This window comes from Nodosilinea sp. LEGE 07298 (genome assembly GCF_015207265.1).
Classification (GTDB): domain Bacteria; phylum Cyanobacteriota; class Cyanobacteriia; order Phormidesmidales; family Phormidesmidaceae; genus Nodosilinea.
Genome location: NZ_JADEXE010000057.1, coordinates 13,781 through 28,423 on the forward strand (window position 1 = coordinate 13,781; position 14,643 = coordinate 28,423).

Annotated in this window: 11 protein-coding genes and 2 pseudogenes; 3 read left to right on the top strand and 10 right to left on the bottom strand. The window is 58.6% G+C overall.

The genetic code is table 11. From position 1 onward, the window contains the following. Nucleotides 1–6: 6 nt before the first annotated feature. The 3 genes and pseudogenes from IQ273_RS35735 to IQ273_RS10360 form a co-directional block, all read right to left on the bottom strand. A pseudogene (locus IQ273_RS35735) lies at nucleotides 7–1,659 on the bottom strand (phosphatidylglycerol lysyltransferase domain-containing protein); the annotation flags it as partial. 24 nt (nucleotides 1,660–1,683) lie between these two features. Continuing rightward, entirely contained in the window at nucleotides 1,684–1,902 is a 219-nt protein-coding gene (locus IQ273_RS10355; protein WP_194023089.1) for a hypothetical protein, read from the bottom strand. 156 nt (nucleotides 1,903–2,058) lie between these two features. Further along, complete coding sequence (locus tag IQ273_RS10360; protein WP_194023090.1) at nucleotides 2,059–2,349, bottom strand: PepSY domain-containing protein; 291 nt, start codon at nucleotides 2,347–2,349, stop codon at nucleotides 2,059–2,061. A 357-nt stretch (nucleotides 2,350–2,706) separates the two neighbouring features. Between IQ273_RS10360 and IQ273_RS10365 the strand changes: the two genes are divergently transcribed. Further along, on the top strand, nucleotides 2,707–4,050 hold the full coding sequence (locus IQ273_RS10365; protein WP_194023091.1) for a S41 family peptidase: 1,344 nt from the start codon (nucleotides 2,707–2,709) through the stop codon (nucleotides 4,048–4,050). Between the two features lie 83 nt (nucleotides 4,051–4,133). On the opposite strand, the gene IQ273_RS10370 is transcribed toward IQ273_RS10365, so the two are convergent. The 4 genes from IQ273_RS10370 to IQ273_RS10385 all read right to left on the bottom strand — a co-directional run bounded on the left by IQ273_RS10370 (nucleotide 4,134) and on the right by IQ273_RS10385 (nucleotide 9,014). Next, nucleotides 4,134–5,078 (bottom strand): metallophosphoesterase, encoded by a 945-nt coding sequence (locus tag IQ273_RS10370; RefSeq protein WP_228052743.1) that lies wholly within the window; start codon nucleotides 5,076–5,078, stop codon nucleotides 4,134–4,136. A gap of 106 nt (nucleotides 5,079–5,184) precedes the next feature. Next, nucleotides 5,185–6,768, bottom strand: coding sequence for a DHA2 family efflux MFS transporter permease subunit (locus tag IQ273_RS10375; RefSeq protein WP_194023093.1), 1,584 nt, complete (start codon nucleotides 6,766–6,768; stop codon nucleotides 5,185–5,187). Between the two features lie 176 nt (nucleotides 6,769–6,944). Next, nucleotides 6,945–8,336 carry an HlyD family secretion protein gene (locus IQ273_RS10380; RefSeq protein ID WP_194023094.1) on the bottom strand — a complete coding sequence of 464 codons (1,392 nt, stop codon included), beginning with the start codon at nucleotides 8,334–8,336 and terminating at the stop codon, nucleotides 6,945–6,947. Between the two features lie 186 nt (nucleotides 8,337–8,522). Next, the gene (locus tag IQ273_RS10385; RefSeq protein ID WP_194023095.1) at nucleotides 8,523–9,014 is read right to left on the bottom strand and encodes a MarR family winged helix-turn-helix transcriptional regulator; all 492 of its coding nucleotides are present in this window, start codon (nucleotides 9,012–9,014) and stop codon (nucleotides 8,523–8,525) included. A gap of 171 nt (nucleotides 9,015–9,185) precedes the next feature. On the opposite strand from IQ273_RS10385, the gene IQ273_RS10390 reads away from it, so the two are divergent. Beyond that, nucleotides 9,186–10,481, top strand: a complete 1,296-nt coding sequence (locus tag IQ273_RS10390; protein WP_194023096.1) for an APC family permease — start codon at nucleotides 9,186–9,188, stop codon at nucleotides 10,479–10,481. A 261-nt stretch (nucleotides 10,482–10,742) separates the two neighbouring features. On the opposite strand, the pseudogene IQ273_RS10395 reads toward IQ273_RS10390, so the two are convergent. Continuing rightward, nucleotides 10,743–10,928: pseudogene (locus IQ273_RS10395) on the bottom strand (VIT1/CCC1 transporter family protein); the annotation flags it as partial. A gap of 154 nt (nucleotides 10,929–11,082) precedes the next feature. Between IQ273_RS10395 and IQ273_RS10400 the strand changes: the two are divergent. Beyond that, complete coding sequence (locus tag IQ273_RS10400; protein WP_194023097.1) at nucleotides 11,083–11,505, top strand: EamA family transporter; 423 nt, start codon at nucleotides 11,083–11,085, stop codon at nucleotides 11,503–11,505. Nucleotides 11,506–11,616: 111 nt separating this feature from the next. Here the strand turns inward: IQ273_RS10400 and mgtA are convergent, their stop codons facing one another. Continuing rightward, nucleotides 11,617–14,184, bottom strand: a complete 2,568-nt coding sequence (mgtA, locus tag IQ273_RS10405; protein ID WP_194023098.1) for a magnesium-translocating P-type ATPase — start codon at nucleotides 14,182–14,184, stop codon at nucleotides 11,617–11,619. A gap of 28 nt (nucleotides 14,185–14,212) precedes the next feature. Continuing rightward, a partial coding sequence (locus IQ273_RS10410; RefSeq protein WP_194023099.1) for a cation transporting ATPase C-terminal domain-containing protein occupies nucleotides 14,213–14,643 on the bottom strand: 431 nt, incomplete at its 5' end.

Below are 14,643 nucleotides of genomic sequence, written 5' to 3' on the forward strand. Positions count from 1 at the left end.
AGCACCGAAGTAGTCTTGCAGGCGATCGCCCGAATCGGCCCGCACCAGAGCCATCACCACCTCAGGCAGTTCTCCCAGGCGCGGATACACAAAGTAGCGCGGCTCCCAGCGGGGGTGGAATTTGTCTTTATAGGCGCGCAATCCCTGAAAGTTGTAGATCGAGTTGAGGTGGTCGTAGAGGTAGTGCATGCCCTTTTCGAGGCGAGGGGCTTCGGGCAGATCGCCTACCCCTGAGAGAGCCACCAGCCCCAGGTTAAAGCTGTCGTAGCCCTGGGCCTGACAGTGCTGCATGAGGAATACAAACAAAAAATCCATCGCGCCATGCTCGACATCGCGGCGGTGACGCATCAGGTCGATGGTGGCTTCGTTGAGCTGGTATTCGGACACCAGGTTGGCAAAGGCAACGGGAATGCCCTGATCATTCTCCACTACGGCAATGTCGCAGTCGCGCAGGTAGTTGGGGTCAAACCAGCCCAGGGAAAATTTCTTTTCGGCTCCTTCCATAGCCTCTAGCCAGTCGTCGCTGATGGCCCTCAGCTCGGCCAGCAGGTCGTCGCCAATGGGCGGGGCATAGACCTGTACCCGGTAGCCCTGCTTAGTGAACTTATTCACTGCGGTTCGCAGGTTGCGACCCGGCTTGCCCTCCAGGGTGAACTGGTGCAAATCGACAATGGCTTCTTCGCCAATTTTGAGGGTCTGAAACCCTAGAGATTGGTAAAGCGCCAAGGCATCGGGCAGGGTTTGGTAAAAAGCAGGGTGCCAGTCGTTCTTGGCGCAAAAGTCTCGAAAGCCAACCATCGCCGCTTGGCGATCGGGGTCTGGCCCGATGGGGTCACCCAGGGCGATCGCCCCCCGCCCCTTGGCCACGTAGGCAATCACTGTCTGCCCCGCCGGGCTGAAATAGTAGGATTTATCGTCGAGCAGGGCAAACCGGGCCAGGGAGGATTGCCCGTGCTGATCCACAATGGCTTTGGCCTGCTGGCGCTCGGCCTCGCTGGCCTCCCCGCGAAATATCACCGGGCGAAACAGCATCCAGGCGGCGTAGAGCAGCGTTACTCCGCCCACAATGTAAATAGAATTGGCAAAATATTGCCCAAACCGGGTTGTGGGCACCAGCCCGCCATTGTCGGCGGTAAAAAACATGGCCAGGGTTTGGCCCACTGCCTCCGGTAGGCTAAAGGGGGCGGCGTAGTGGCGATCGAGCGCCCAGAAGCCCAGGGTGCTGTAGGCCAGGGTAAACAGCAGCGCCCCAACCAGCACCCGCAACCCCTGCAAAATAGAGGGGCGGTCAGACTGGGCGGTGAAGACGGGCCGCAGCCACAGCAGTTGCCCCAGCAGCACCAGCGACAGCAGGCTTTCTTCAATATCCAGCCCCTTGACCAGGTGGCTGAGGATGGAGATTACCAGCAGCCCCACCGCCAGCCCCCAGGCCACCCGCTTGCGCCGCAGCAGATTGGCCGCCAGCAGCAGCAGAAAAAACCCGCTCAGGGCGGCAAAGACATGGGCCCCAATGCGCAGCTCAACCGGAAAAAACTCCTTCACCCAGGCCACCCGGTGGGGCAGCCCGGGCGTTATCGCTGACCACAGGTTCACCAGGCCCACCAGGGCCGTTAGGGCGGTGGCAGCCCAGAGACCAAGTTGCGATCGCTGATTCAACACGCCGTTGCCCTCGCTGGTCAGAGATCACACTTGCAGCAGATCTTCAAGCCGCTGGAGTTGCTGTTGCTGCTGCTGGAGCATCACTATCAGGGTGGCTACTTTGTCAGAGATGCGGTCACTTACAGTCAGCCGGGGGCTAATGGGCTGCTGGGCAGGGCTGCGCTGCCGTAGATCTTGCAGCAGTTGATACTCCTGGCGGCTAAGCAGAGCCTGAACGGGGCGCTTGACTGGCGAGGTAGTCATGACCTGGAAATCCTTAAAGGGTTGGCATTTGAGGATCAGCGATTGCAGTCGGTGGAATAGCCGAGGGCGGGGCAAAGGTCGTCAGACTTACTCTGAAGCAGAATTATAGCCGTCGCCAGCAGGGTTAGGACATTCTCCAGAGCCAGCCCACAGCGCCTAGGAATTCAGCTTTTTTTGAAAGCGACGCTTAGGTTGCAGCCACATAGCGATACCCGTGGCGATCAGCGCTAGCAGCCCGAGGGAGTTAAGAAAGGGATAGATGGTCTGTAAATCGATGAAGCCAAAATTGCCCTTGTGCAGATCTAACAGCCATTCAAAGGCATCGTCTCGACCAGCCATATCTACTAGCTGGTACAGCGAACCTGTCAGCACCGTCAGCACGATGGGCACCAGCATAATGGGAGCCAGAAAACGGTGAACCTGGCGGAGGGTTTTAGCGGTCGTCATGGTTGGTTGTCTTCCAGAAAGATCCCATTCACTGTGGCAGAGGCCCATGGCGGGCCTGTGTCAACGGGGTGTCAAGCCTACACGGCGAAAAGGGGTGTTTCTAGGTGTGGGCTAACGACGTCTGTCACGACATCGGATCGATCTGGGGGAGATGGCCTAAGCCGACCACTACGGGATTGTCAAACCTCTGTCACAGGTCTGCCATAGCAATCGGCTACGCTCAGAGCTATCTACAGACTATTTGGTCTGACCCAGCGGCAGCAGGCCCTCTGCCCTGGCATTCTGGAGATGCCGACAATCGCTGGTTTCAGCTCCCTACCGTTCTGTGGCTAGTACTTTCAACCCTACTGCTGTGCTATGCCTCAATGTCGCCGTCGGTTTGCCTTAACGTCTAAAATCGCCGCCCTGTCGCCCGCCGAAAAAGCCCTGGCCCTCACCTCAACCCTGACGCTGATTGGGTTACCAGTGCTCACCACCACGGCCTGGGCCGCCTGGCAAGACAGCCCCAAGAGCGTTTTAGACGAGGCTTGGCAAATTGTGCAACGCTCTTATGTTGACCCCAACTTTAACCAGGTTGACTGGGTGCAGGAGCGGCAGGCGCTACTGGGTCAGGAATACACCTCGCCGGACGCCGCCTACGCAGCGTTGGAGGCTATGCTGACCAAGCTCGATGACCCCTACACTCGGTTTATGACGCCGGAGGAGTTTCAGGCGTTTTCGAGCCAGACCAGTGGCCAACTGGTGGGGGTGGGGATGCGGCTTGCCCTTGACCCCGAGACTGAGGCGCTGCTGGTGGTACAGCCGATTGAGGGGTCTCCGGCGATGGCCGCCAATGTGCAGCCGGGGGATCACATTTTGCAGATCAACGGGGCTTCGACCCAGGGCATGACCGTGGAGGCTGCCGCCAGTCAGATTCGCGGTGGGGCGGGCACGACGGTAGAGTTGCTGATGCAGCGCAACGATACGACCCCCTTTAGCATTACTCTCACCCGTGCCCGTATTGACCTGCCGGTGGTGACCTCGGCCCTGCGGGAAACCGAGGGGCAGCGCATTGGCTACCTGCGTCTGAATGAATTTAATGCCCAGTCTGCCGACCAGATGGAGCGGGCGATTAAAAGCCTGGAACAGCAGCAGGTCGAAGGCTACGTGCTCGACCTGCGCAACAATCCGGGGGGGATTTTGGATCAGGCGATCGCGATCGCCCGCATGTGGATCGATGAAGGGGCGATCGTACGCACCGTAGACCGGGCTGGTCAAGCCGAAGAAGTCAGCGCCAACCGCACGGCCATTACCGATAAACCGCTGGTGGTGTTGGTCAACGGCAACTCGGCCAGCGCCAGCGAAGTGCTCACCGGGGCGCTGCAAGACGATGGCCGGGCCAAGGTGGTAGGCACCCAAACCTTTGGCAAAGCCCTGGTGCAGTCGGTCAACCGCCTGCGAGATGGCTCGGGGCTCAATGTCACCATCGCCCACTACTACACCCCCTCGGGGGCCGACATTAACCACAAAGGCATTGCCCCCGACGTGCTGGCCGAGTCGCCCGAATCCGCCCAGCGCGACCTGTGGATGCACCCCGATCGCCTCGGCACCGAGCAAGATAGCCAGTACGTGACGGCGATCGACCAGCTCCAGGCGGCGATCGCGGCGACAGCGGCCCCCGCCGTCACCCAATCGCACCCAGCCGGCTTACCCCATCTGTAGTAGCGGCAGTAGCGGCAGTAGCGGCAGTAGCGGCCAAGCCCTGGGGAGATGAGCATTGGGGGGAAATCGCTGGCCTCCAATGCTCATGCTAGGCTTAGCGATCGCGCCCCCGGAGCAAAAGCCCCCTGGGCCCCGGTCATGGCGATCGAGACTGCATCGTAGGCGGCATTGTTCGTGTCGATGGCGTTGACCTCAATGCGGTCGGCATAGACGCTAAAGGCGGTAAACCCGAGCTGAGAGCTGGCGGCAGCCGTCCAGTCAGAGCGGCCCACTGAGCGCAGCTTCGCGCCGTTGCCCGAGGTGATGTAGGTGGTGCCGTCGATCGGCTCGGTTCTTTCGTAGTTGTGGTCGTGGCCGTTGATATAGAGCTGTACGCCGTGCTCGGCAACCAGGGGCGAGAGATCGTCAATCAGAGGCTGCTGGGAACCATGCTGGCCCGAAGAATAGACCGGATGGTGGGCAAACACAATTTTCCAGGGAGCCTGCGATCGCCGCAGTGCGGTCTCAAACCAGGCGAGTTGGGTGCGCCAGGGCGATTTGTCGTCGCTATCGAGGGCCTGGGTGGTGTCTAGGGCAAAAAACTGCACCGCCTGCTGAGTAAAGGTGTAGTATCGCCCGGCCATGTTATAGCCGGGATAGTTAACCTGGTCTTCCCCGTGGTTGGTGCGCACGTCGTGGTTGCCTAAGACGGCATAAAACTTTGTATTTTGCCGCAGCAGTTCGGCGTAGGGCTGCTCAAAAACCCGACCAACTTTCTCAATTTCTCCGTTTTCATAGATGTTGTCCCCCGTAAGCAAAACGAGGGGAGAAGGGGTCACCCGCTGATGCTGAATCATGGCCTGGGCTACGGCGTGCTGTGCTCGTTCCCCTGTCCCCACATCCCCTGCCGCCATAAAGTTAAGCAGGGCATCATTCCCTGCGGCAGTGCTGGCTAAATAGTTGCTCGTAGGGGCTTGAGGCCAATAGCGCCGCCCTACCGCTGCGGTAAAACCACCGAGGCCTAAGGCCAATAGTGCTCGACGTTTCAAGGATGCTAGCTCCGCTAACGCTACCAATATTGAGTGTCTATGCTCTGGCGAGAGCCCTATTTAGTCAAGCGAGATCCTTGGGAGATCTCCTATTCTTCATGCGGGGTTAATGGCCTCCCGCCGGCACCGGGCGATCGCCCTTGCCCAGCAAAAACAGCAGCGGCAGCGTCACCAGAAAGATCAGCCCCACCACCCAAAACAAATCCTCAAAGGCCAGCAGCATGGCCTGCCCATCCAGGGTTTGATCCAGCAGCGCCAGCGCCTGCTGGTGGGCGGTGGCGGCATCGGCCCCCTGGCCTTGCATCGCCCCCATCAGAGCATTTACCCGCTCCTGGGTTTGCAAGTCGTAGGGGGTGACATGCTCCACCAGCACGGCCCGGTGAAAGGCGTGGCGGCGATCGAGCACCGTCGCCAGCAGGGCAATGCCAATGCTGCCCCCTAGCTGCCGGGTGAGGTTATAAAAGCCCGACCCTGCCGGAATATCTTTTTTAGGCAGCGGCCCCAGGGTGACCAGACTGAGGGGCAAAAACATCAGCACGATGCTGACGCCGCGCCAGAGCAGCGGCCAAAATAGAGCGTCGCTGCCGGTGTTGGGGTTGAGGTCAGCCAGGTTAAACATGACCATGGCAATGAAAATGCTGCCCCCCGCAATCAGCACCCGGCCATCGATTTTGCCCGACACCTTACCCATCACCACCATGGTGACGGCGGAGGCCAGCGCCCCCGGCATAATCAGCAGCCCGGTTTGCTGGGCCGTATAGTTCAGCACTGTCTGGGCGTAGATGGGGATGACAAACAGGGTGCCGTATAGTTCCATGCCCACCACCGCCGAGTAGACGCTGCCCGCTGCCAGGGAACGGTGCCGCAGCACCCGCAGATCTACCGCAGGCTGGGTGGTAGACAGCTCTCGCCAAATAAACAGCAGCAGCCCCACGCTGGCGGTGATAGCCAGCAGAGTAATGAAATAAGACTCAAACCAGCCGTCCTGCTCCCCTTCTTCGAGGAAGGTTTGCAGGCTGCCCAGGGCGATCGCCAGCAAGGCAATTCCCCACCAGTCCACCTTGGGAATCGGGCGATTGGGGTGCAGCTCGTCGGCGGGCAAAAAGATCACCGCCATCAGCACCGCCACGATCCCCACCGGCACGTTGATGAAGAAAATCCAGCGCCAGCCTAGGGCATCGGTGAGGTAGCCCCCCAGTGTAGGGCCAATGGCTGGCCCGGCGATCACCCCCACCCCAAATACCGCCTGGGCTACCCCCTGCTGCTCGGGCGGAAAGGTTTCAAACAAAATCGATTGGGCCTTGGCCAGCAGCCCGCCGCCGAGCAAGCCCTGCAACACCCGCGACGCCACCAGCGCCGAGAGGTTGCCCGCCAGCCCGCACAGCACCGAGGCCACCACAAAGCCCAGCAGCGAAAACACAAAATAGCGCTTCTTGCCAAAGGCATCCCCCAGCCAAGCGGTGAGCGGAATAATGATCACATTGGCGATCGCGTAGCCCGTCACCACCCAGCCAATCTCGCTGATGGTCGCCCCCACGCTGGCCTGCATATCGGTCAGCGCCACGTTGACAATGCTGGTGTCGATCACCTCCAGCATGGCCCCCAGGGAGGCGGTCACGGCGATCGCCCACTTCAGCCAGGCACGTTTTTGAACCGGGGAAGAGGTGCGGCGTGTAATAGCGTTAGACATATCAAGAATGATTCCGTAGGGGCAGACCCACGTGTCTGCCCAGAATGTTTACGATAAAAATGTTTCGGAATTTGGAATTTGGATTTCACCCTGCCCAGAAAGACCGACGGCAACCGTTCATTGGAATGGGGATCTGGGGCATGAACGTTGCACTGGGCAGACCCTTGTGTCTGCCCCTACGGGGTTTCCGCCGTATCCACACTCACCGTCGCCGACAACCCCGGTGCCAGCCAGCCCTCAAACCCGGTTACACTGGCCGGGTCGAGGCTAATTTTGACCGGAATTCGCTGCACGACCTTGGTGAAGTTGCCGGTGGCATTGTCGGGGGGCAATAGAGCAAACTGCGCGCCCGACGCGGGAGAAAGACTTTCGACCTGACCCGTGAAGGTATGACCAGACAGGGCATCGACGGTAATTTCAACCGGTTCGCCGGGGTGCATGTGGGCAATCTGAGTCTCTTTGAAGTTGGCCTCGATCCAGAGGTCGGTGCCGACTACGGCCATCAGGGGTTGGCCGGGTTGCACCTGCTGCCCCACTTCCACGGTCTTGTGGCCCACAACGCCAGCGGCGGGGGCTTGTATAGCGGTATAGCTGAGCTGAAGCTGGGCCTGTTTCAGGCTGGCCTCGGCTTCGGCGATCTGGGCCTGGGCCGCCTCAAACTGGCTGCGGTTGACCGTTGTTTGCACGCCGCTGGCCTGGGCCTGTTGCAGGCTACCCCGGCTGGTTTGCAGCTCGGCCTGGGCTTTGGCGACCCCCTCTTGAGCCTGGGTGACTTTGGCCTGGGCCTGGGTCACCTGCTGCTGGGCCGACTGGCGCTGGGCCTGGGCAATGTCGTAGGCCTGTTTGGCCCCATCGCGGTCTTGGGCCGAGATGGCTCCCTGGGTGTAGAGGGTCTGGTAGCGCTGGTAATCGGTAGCGGCTTTTTGCAGGGTGGCTTCGGCCTGGTCAAGCTGGGCCTGGGCTACGGGCACCCCAGCGCGAGCCGCCTCTAGGGCGGCTTGGGCATCGGCGATCGCCGCCGCCGCGCCGGTAATGCCACCCTGGGCGCTGGTCACCTGGGCCTGGGCACTGGTGTCAGCCTGGGAGATTGAGGCTTGAGCGGCTTGGGCTTGCTTCTGGGCCGTCGCCAGCGCAGCCTGGGCCTGCTGCACCGCCACATCGTAGTCGTGGGGGTCTAGCTGCACCAGCAGATCTCCGGCGACCACCGGCTGGTTGTCGTCCACAGCTACCTGTTCCACTTTGCCGGGTACGCGGCTGCTAATTTGGTAGACATGGCCCTGGAGCTGGGCGTTGTCGGTTTCTTCGTGGGTGGAGGCGTAGGCCCACCAGCGGCTGCCAATGGTTCCTCCGGCGATCAGCCCTGCCCCCGCTAGCACCATCAGGGGCAGCGATGGACGGCGCTTGGGCGGTTTGGCCGATGGTGCTGAGGATGCTGGGATGGTCGATTGCTGGGGCTCATCCATCGGGGCTGGATCGGCTGAGGGTGACTGAACCGGCGTAGAGATTGTAGGGGCATCAGCCCGGTGGTCATCCTGGCACTGGTCAGCGGTGAATTTTTGGGTAGCCATAGCTGCGGCCTCGATTAACTAAGGGTAAAGATGATTAGTATGCGTAGTAATTGGGGAGCAAAAAAGCGGGTGAGGCGTTGTGAACGGTTGAGTCCTGGGAGTTTCGTGGGGGCAAGGATACGGGATCGAAAATTTGGGGGGATAGTGCATGAGCGCGTCAATGCACGCTACAAATCCTTTACCTTGCTACGGGCTGGTGAGGTTGGCGATCGCGCGATCGACCACATCCGACACCAGTTTTTGCTCGGCCTCGGTGATGCCTGCAAAGGCGGCTTCTCGCACTTCTAAAGCAAAGGGGGGCAAGATCGCTTCCATCTCGCGGCCTATATCTGTCAGCCAGATGCGCCAGATGCGGCGATCGTGGGCATCGCGATCGCGCCGCACCAGGCCACGCTCTTCCATGCGATCGATCACACCAGTCATAGTGCCGCCCACTTGGCTCAGTTTTTCGCCAATCTGGGAAGTGGCCTGACCGTCTTGCTCCCAGAGGCAGCACAGCACCACCCAGTGGAAGGGGGTGAGGCCGTAGGGGTCGAGCTTTTCTTGAAAGCAGCGGGTCATCAGCTGGGCCATCAGGCGAATGCGGTAGCCTAGGCCGTGGGGAGCCCGTACCTCCTGCCAGTGGGGCAGGGTAGACACCACCGGAGAAGATTGACCCGTTTTTAGAGAGGTCGCCATGGTAATTGCGTTAAGTGCAATAAATTGTGCGCTAATAGTTAGTATGCGAAGTTTTTGACATAATGAAATCCTGCTAGCCTACCTTGTTAGATAGGCGCTTGGGCGGCTGGCCTAGCTATACCCTGGGGCGGCACTAACTCAGGGCCGTTTACTGACGTAGAGTCTATAGCCATGGCACAACACAAAATGGGGTTTTGGTCAGTTGTTGCGGTCGGCGTCGGGGGGATGGTTGGCGGCGGCATCTTTGCGGTCTTGGGGTTGGCGGTGCAGCTTTCCCAGGGTGGGGCACCGCTAGCTTTTGCGATCGCCGGGGCGATCGCCCTGCTGACCACCTACGCCTACGCCCAGCTCTCCATCACTTTCCCCAGCCGGGGAGGCACTGTCACCTTCTTAAATAAAGCCTACGGTACAGGTGTCTTTACGGGCGGTTTGAACCTGCTGCTGTGGCTGAGCTACATTGTCATGCTGTCGCTCTATGCCTCTGCCTTTGGCAGCTATGGGTCGGTCTTTTTTCCTGAATCTGCCCAGGGCTGGGCCAAACACGGGCTAATTAGCGCAGCAATTATCGGCGTCACCGGCCTCAACCTGCTCAGCGCCGATCTAATTGGTCGAGTCGAAAGCTGGATCGTGGCCTTTAAACTCAGCATTCTGGCTCTGTTTATTGCCTTGGGCATTCGAGGCGTTGACCCCTCAAGGCTTCAGCCCGCTAGCTGGGCCTCACCCCTGGCCATCATTTCGGGGGGCATGATTATTTTCTTAGCCTTTGAGGGCTTTGAGCTGATGGCCAACACCGCCGAAGATGTGCAACGGCCCGAGCGCACGCTGCCTCGGGCCTACTATTCAGCGGTGAGTTTTGTGCTGGTGCTCTATATTTTGATCGCCGGTACCGCTGTGGGATCGATGCCCCTAGACCAAGTGGTGGCAGCAAAAGAGTACGCCCTGGCGGCAGCGGCAAAACCGTTTATGGGCCAGGCGGGCTTTAGCCTGGTAGCGATCGCAGCTTTACTCTCCACCGCCTCGGCCCTCAATGCCACCCTTTACGGCACTTCTCGCCTCAGCTATATCGTTGCCAAGTCTGGCGAGCTGCCCGTGGCCCTGGAGAAAAAAATCTGGAATCAGCCCATCGAAGGACTCTTGATCACCAGCGGCTTAACCCTGATCGTGGCCAATGTGTTTGATGTCTCGGGCATCTCGACTATGGGTAGCTCGGGATTTTTGATGATCTTTGCGGCGGTCAATTTTGCCAACGTGCGGCTTTACCAGCAGACCCACAGCTACCGATGGATCTCGGGCCTAGGGGCAATGGCCTGTCTGGGAGCGGTCATCGTGCTGCTCCAGCACACCGCCCAAACCCAGCCGCGCAACCTTTGGGTGGTGGTGGCGATGGTTAGTCTGGCCTTTGCTATTGAGGCTCTGTACCGACAATTTGCTCGTCGCAGTATTCATCTGCATGATTCTGCTGACTGAGTGAATGCTGCGACGGAGTAATCGGTGGTGCGATCGCACCACCGCGGCGTCATCCAGCCTTGTAAACTGCTGTGGAGAGCGCAATGACCTGCTTAGGGACGCGCCAGAAAATAGAAAATAAGGTGCTAGAAAATAAGGTGCTCTACAGCGAATGCTACTGAATAAGCTATACCACCGTGCCAAACAGGCTGCCCACGGCGATGGCCATTACCGTCGCCAGCGCCCCGAGCAGGGTGACACGGGCAATGCCAACGGCTACGTGGCCCCGGCCACCAGGCCCGAAATGCCCGCCACCAGCACCCCGCTAGGGTCGGTATTGGCCGCCGCCACCCCCACTACCAGGCTGGCGGTGGAGATAATACCGTCGTTAGCGCCCAGCACAGCGGCGCGCAACCAGCCAATGCGATCGGCGTAGTGACGTTCTGCATGTTTACGAAGTTTGGCCATGGTGGGGAAAGACTTTGGGCTAGGGTGCGATCGCAGCTGTTGACACTAACGTTGACGCTAAATATTGCCCTTAAATAGTAAGCCCCAGGGCCAGCCCGGCCAGTCTTATAAACTGTTCTTGACATACCCCATGCATGGCTGAAGGCCGGTACCGATGAACAACAGCTGGTGGATTTTTGCCTTACTGTCGGCTTTCTTCGCGGCGCTAACCACGATTTTTGCCAAAGTTGGCGTAGATGCGATCAACTCCAACTTGGCCACCGCCATTCGCACAGTGGTAATTTTGGCGGTGGCCTGGGGCATGGTCTGGGCCAGGGGCGAGTTTCAGCCCCTGGCAGAGATTTCACCCAAAACAGTTGTATTTTTGGTGTTGTCGGGGCTGGCTACGGGGCTGTCCTGGCTGTGCTACTTTCGCGCCCTCCAGCTGGGCCCAGCGTCGCTGGTGGCTCCCATTGATAAGTCGAGCCTGGTTTTGATTGTGCTGCTGTCTGTTGTATTTTTGGGTGAGCCGCTGACCCTAAAAGCCTGTGCAGGGGCAGGTTTGATCGTGGCGGGAACGCTGGTTTTGATTCGTTAGCGGCAGGTATAGCGGTAGCCAATCTGGTTGAGACATTTCTCCTAAAACGTTTGAACGTTCAAACGTTCATAGGGTTTCTGGATGGCTTCACCAATGGAACTACGGCTGTAATTAAAATTTCACACGGCGATAGAACGCTCGTTTCACGGTCTCAGCAGAGAGAATGTAGAGCCCCACAATGGCGGCCAGCAAGGCCAGAAACTCAGGAGGCAATGCCTGGAACCCCAGCAGGCTGGCCAACGGAGTATAGGGCAGAAAGAGCGTAATCAAGGCGATCGCGATCGTCGTAAACAACAGCGCTCGACTGGGCTTACTCTGAAACATTGACCGCTGCGTGCGAATCACCAGCACAATCATCGAAGCCGAGATCACCGATTCCATAAACCACCCCGTTCTAAACTGAGCCTGATCGGCGTGGAGCACCAGCAGCAGTGCCCCAAAGGTGAGGTAGTCAAACACCGAACTCAGCAGCCCAAACACCAGCATAAAGTTGCGAATAAAGCCCATATTCCAGCGATGTGGCTGACTGACCTGGGCGCGATCAACGCGATCGGTGGCGATGGTCAATTCTGGGAAATCGGTGAGCAAGTTCGTCAGCAAAATTTGGCTGGGCAGCAGCGGCAAAAAGGGCAGCACCAGCGAAATGCCTGCCATGCTAAACATATTGCCAAAGTTGGCGCTGGTGGCCATAAAGACGTATTTGAGGGTGTTGGCAAAGGTCACCCGGCCTTCTTTGACACCCTCGACCAAGACATTCAAATTCTTTTGCATCAGCACAATGTCAGCGGCTTCTTTAGCCACATCGACGGCGCTCTCCACCGAGATGCCCACATCGGCGGCGTGGAGCGCCGAGGCGTCGTTAATGCCGTCGCCCAGATAGCCCACCACATTGCCCGCTTTTTTGAGGGCGATGATGATGCGCTCCTTTTGGTTGGGTTCTACCTCCGCAAAGACATTGGTGTGTTGCACCTGGTGCAGTAAGGCCTCATCGCTGAGTTTCTCTAGCTCTGACCCAGTTAACACCCTGGGCTCAGGCAAACCTACCTGCTGAATGATGCTCATCGCTACCGCCCTGCTGTCGCCGGTAATCATCTTGGGCGTAATCCCCAGATCCTCTAGGGCTTTGAGGGTGTCAGCAATGCCTGCCTTAGGCGGGTCAAAGAGGGCCAGATAGCCCAAAAAGGTCATCGCCACTTCATCGTCTTTGCGGCAGGAATCGTGATCAAACTTGCGGTAGGCCACGCCCAGGGTTCTAAAGCCCTGACCGCCCAAATCTGCCGCCTGTTGCAGTAGGGTTTGGCGCTGATCGGCAATATCAATGGTGTTTCCCTCGGCTATTTCCACCGTTGAGCAAATATCTAAAATATTTTTCAAAGCGCCTTTGGTGATAATTAGAGACCCACCCTCGGTTTTGAACAGAATGCTCAACCGTTTGCGGTTAAAGTCGTAGGGCACTTCACTGAGCTTTTTATAGGCAGAAATATCAAAGGGTTTGTAGGCGCGAATGGCGGCATCAATTGGGTTGACGTAGCCGGACTCAGAGGCCGCATTGAGGTAAGCGTAGAAGAGAACGCGATCAGCCTGGGGCGAGGCTCCATCTTGGTTTGTATTCCCCGTAGCATCGACCGCTGCATGAATTTTGACTTCGCCTTCGGTTAGGGTGCCGGTTTTATCGGTACAGAACACGTTCATGCTGCCAAAGTTTTCAATGGCGGGGAGATGCTTGACAATTACCTGCTTGGTCGCCATTCTCTTCGCCCCCCGAGCCAGATTGACGCTAACGATCGCAGGCAGCAGCTGCGGCGTCAACCCCACCGCCAGCGCCAGGGAAAATAGAAAGGAGGCCAATACCGGGCGATCGAGATAGACGTTGGCGACAAAAATCAACACCACCAAAATCAGCGTCACTTCCATTAAGAAGTAGCCAAATTTGCTTAGCCCCCGTTCAAACTCGGTCTCTGTGGGTCTGAGCTTCAGCCGCTCCGACACTTTGCCAAACTCGGTGGTTTTTCCGGTCTGCACCACCACGGCGGTGGCGGTGCCGCTAATCACATTGGTGCCCATGTAGAGGCAATTGGTGCGCTGGCTTAGCCCAGTATTTGCAGGCAGCACGCCGCTGAACTTGTCCACGGGGTAAGTCTCTCCGGTCAGGGCGGCTTCTGCCACCGACAAATCGTTTGACTCTAAAATCAGGCAGTCGCCGGGAATCGTTTTACCGGCGGAGAGCACCACGATATCACCCGGCACCACCGCCTGATTGGCAATCTCTTGGGCCTGACCATCTCGCAGAATGGTGGCTTTGACCTGCACCAGGGCCAGCAGTTTTTGCACCGCGTTTGAGGCTCCTTGCTCTTGCCAAAACCCCAGTAGCCCACTGACCAAAACAATCACCAGAATGATGATCGCATCAAGCGCATCCTGTAGAAATATCGATAGCACCGCCGCAAAAATCAGAATCAAGATAATCGGGCTCTTGAACTGATTGACCAACAGCAGCCACGGGCTGGACTGACGCGTTTGCTTGAGGCTGTTGGCACCGTATTCGATCAGCCGCTGTTTGGCGTCTGGGCTGCTTAACCCTGTGGGGCTAGAGCGGGTTTGCTGAAGCACCTGGTCGGTGGATAGGCTCCAAAACGTGGCCAGTTGCGGGGCATGGGGGCGATTTCCAGGGTGAGTCATGGGTGCCGAACCTTACAAGCAATAGCTTTTACCTGATATGTTGCTTGCCCTTGTGGGGCCACAGCTTTAGCACCTCAAACCACAGGGTGCTGAGCACCCCCGCCGCCATGCAGATCGCCAGGTCAATGGGGTGCAGGGTCGAAAAGCGAAACAGGGTTTGTAGCAGCGGCACGTAGAGAACTAGCCCCAAAAACACCACGCCGCCCCCCAGCACCCACCAGAGCGCCGGGTTGGGGGTATTTAATGTGGCCAGGGCCGGGCGCGACCAGGAGCGGTTGGTCAAAATCAGGCTGAGGTTGGCGATGATCAGCGTCGTAAAAGCCAGGGTGCGGGCATCGAACTCGCCCTGCCCCCGGTAGTAGGCGATCGCAAACACCCCCACCAGCACTGCCAGTACGCTCAGCCCTTGCAGCAGCACCAGGCGCAGGGTGCGGCGGCTAAACAGCGGTTCTTTGGGTG

What these genes read in the sequence shown, in the direction of transcription:
- IQ273_RS10355 (WP_194023089.1), bottom strand. Translation starts at nt 1,902, where the DNA reads ATGACTACCTCGCCAGTCAAGCGCCCCGTTCAGGCTCTGCTTAGCCGC.
- IQ273_RS10360 (WP_194023090.1), bottom strand. Translation starts at nt 2,349, where the DNA reads ATGACGACCGCTAAAACCCTCCGCCAGGTTCACCGTTTTCTGGCTCCC.
- IQ273_RS10365 (WP_194023091.1), top strand. Translation starts at nt 2,707, where the DNA reads ATGCCTCAATGTCGCCGTCGGTTTGCCTTAACGTCTAAAATCGCCGCC.
- IQ273_RS10375 (WP_194023093.1), bottom strand. Translation starts at nt 6,768, where the DNA reads ATGTCTAACGCTATTACACGCCGCACCTCTTCCCCGGTTCAAAAACGT.
- IQ273_RS10380 (WP_194023094.1), bottom strand. Translation starts at nt 8,336, where the DNA reads ATGGCTACCCAAAAATTCACCGCTGACCAGTGCCAGGATGACCACCGG.
- IQ273_RS10385 (WP_194023095.1), bottom strand. Translation starts at nt 9,014, where the DNA reads ATGGCGACCTCTCTAAAAACGGGTCAATCTTCTCCGGTGGTGTCTACC.
- IQ273_RS10390 (WP_194023096.1), top strand. Translation starts at nt 9,186, where the DNA reads ATGGCACAACACAAAATGGGGTTTTGGTCAGTTGTTGCGGTCGGCGTC.
- IQ273_RS10400 (WP_194023097.1), top strand. Translation starts at nt 11,083, where the DNA reads ATGAACAACAGCTGGTGGATTTTTGCCTTACTGTCGGCTTTCTTCGCG.
- mgtA (WP_194023098.1), bottom strand. Translation starts at nt 14,184, where the DNA reads ATGACTCACCCTGGAAATCGCCCCCATGCCCCGCAACTGGCCACGTTT.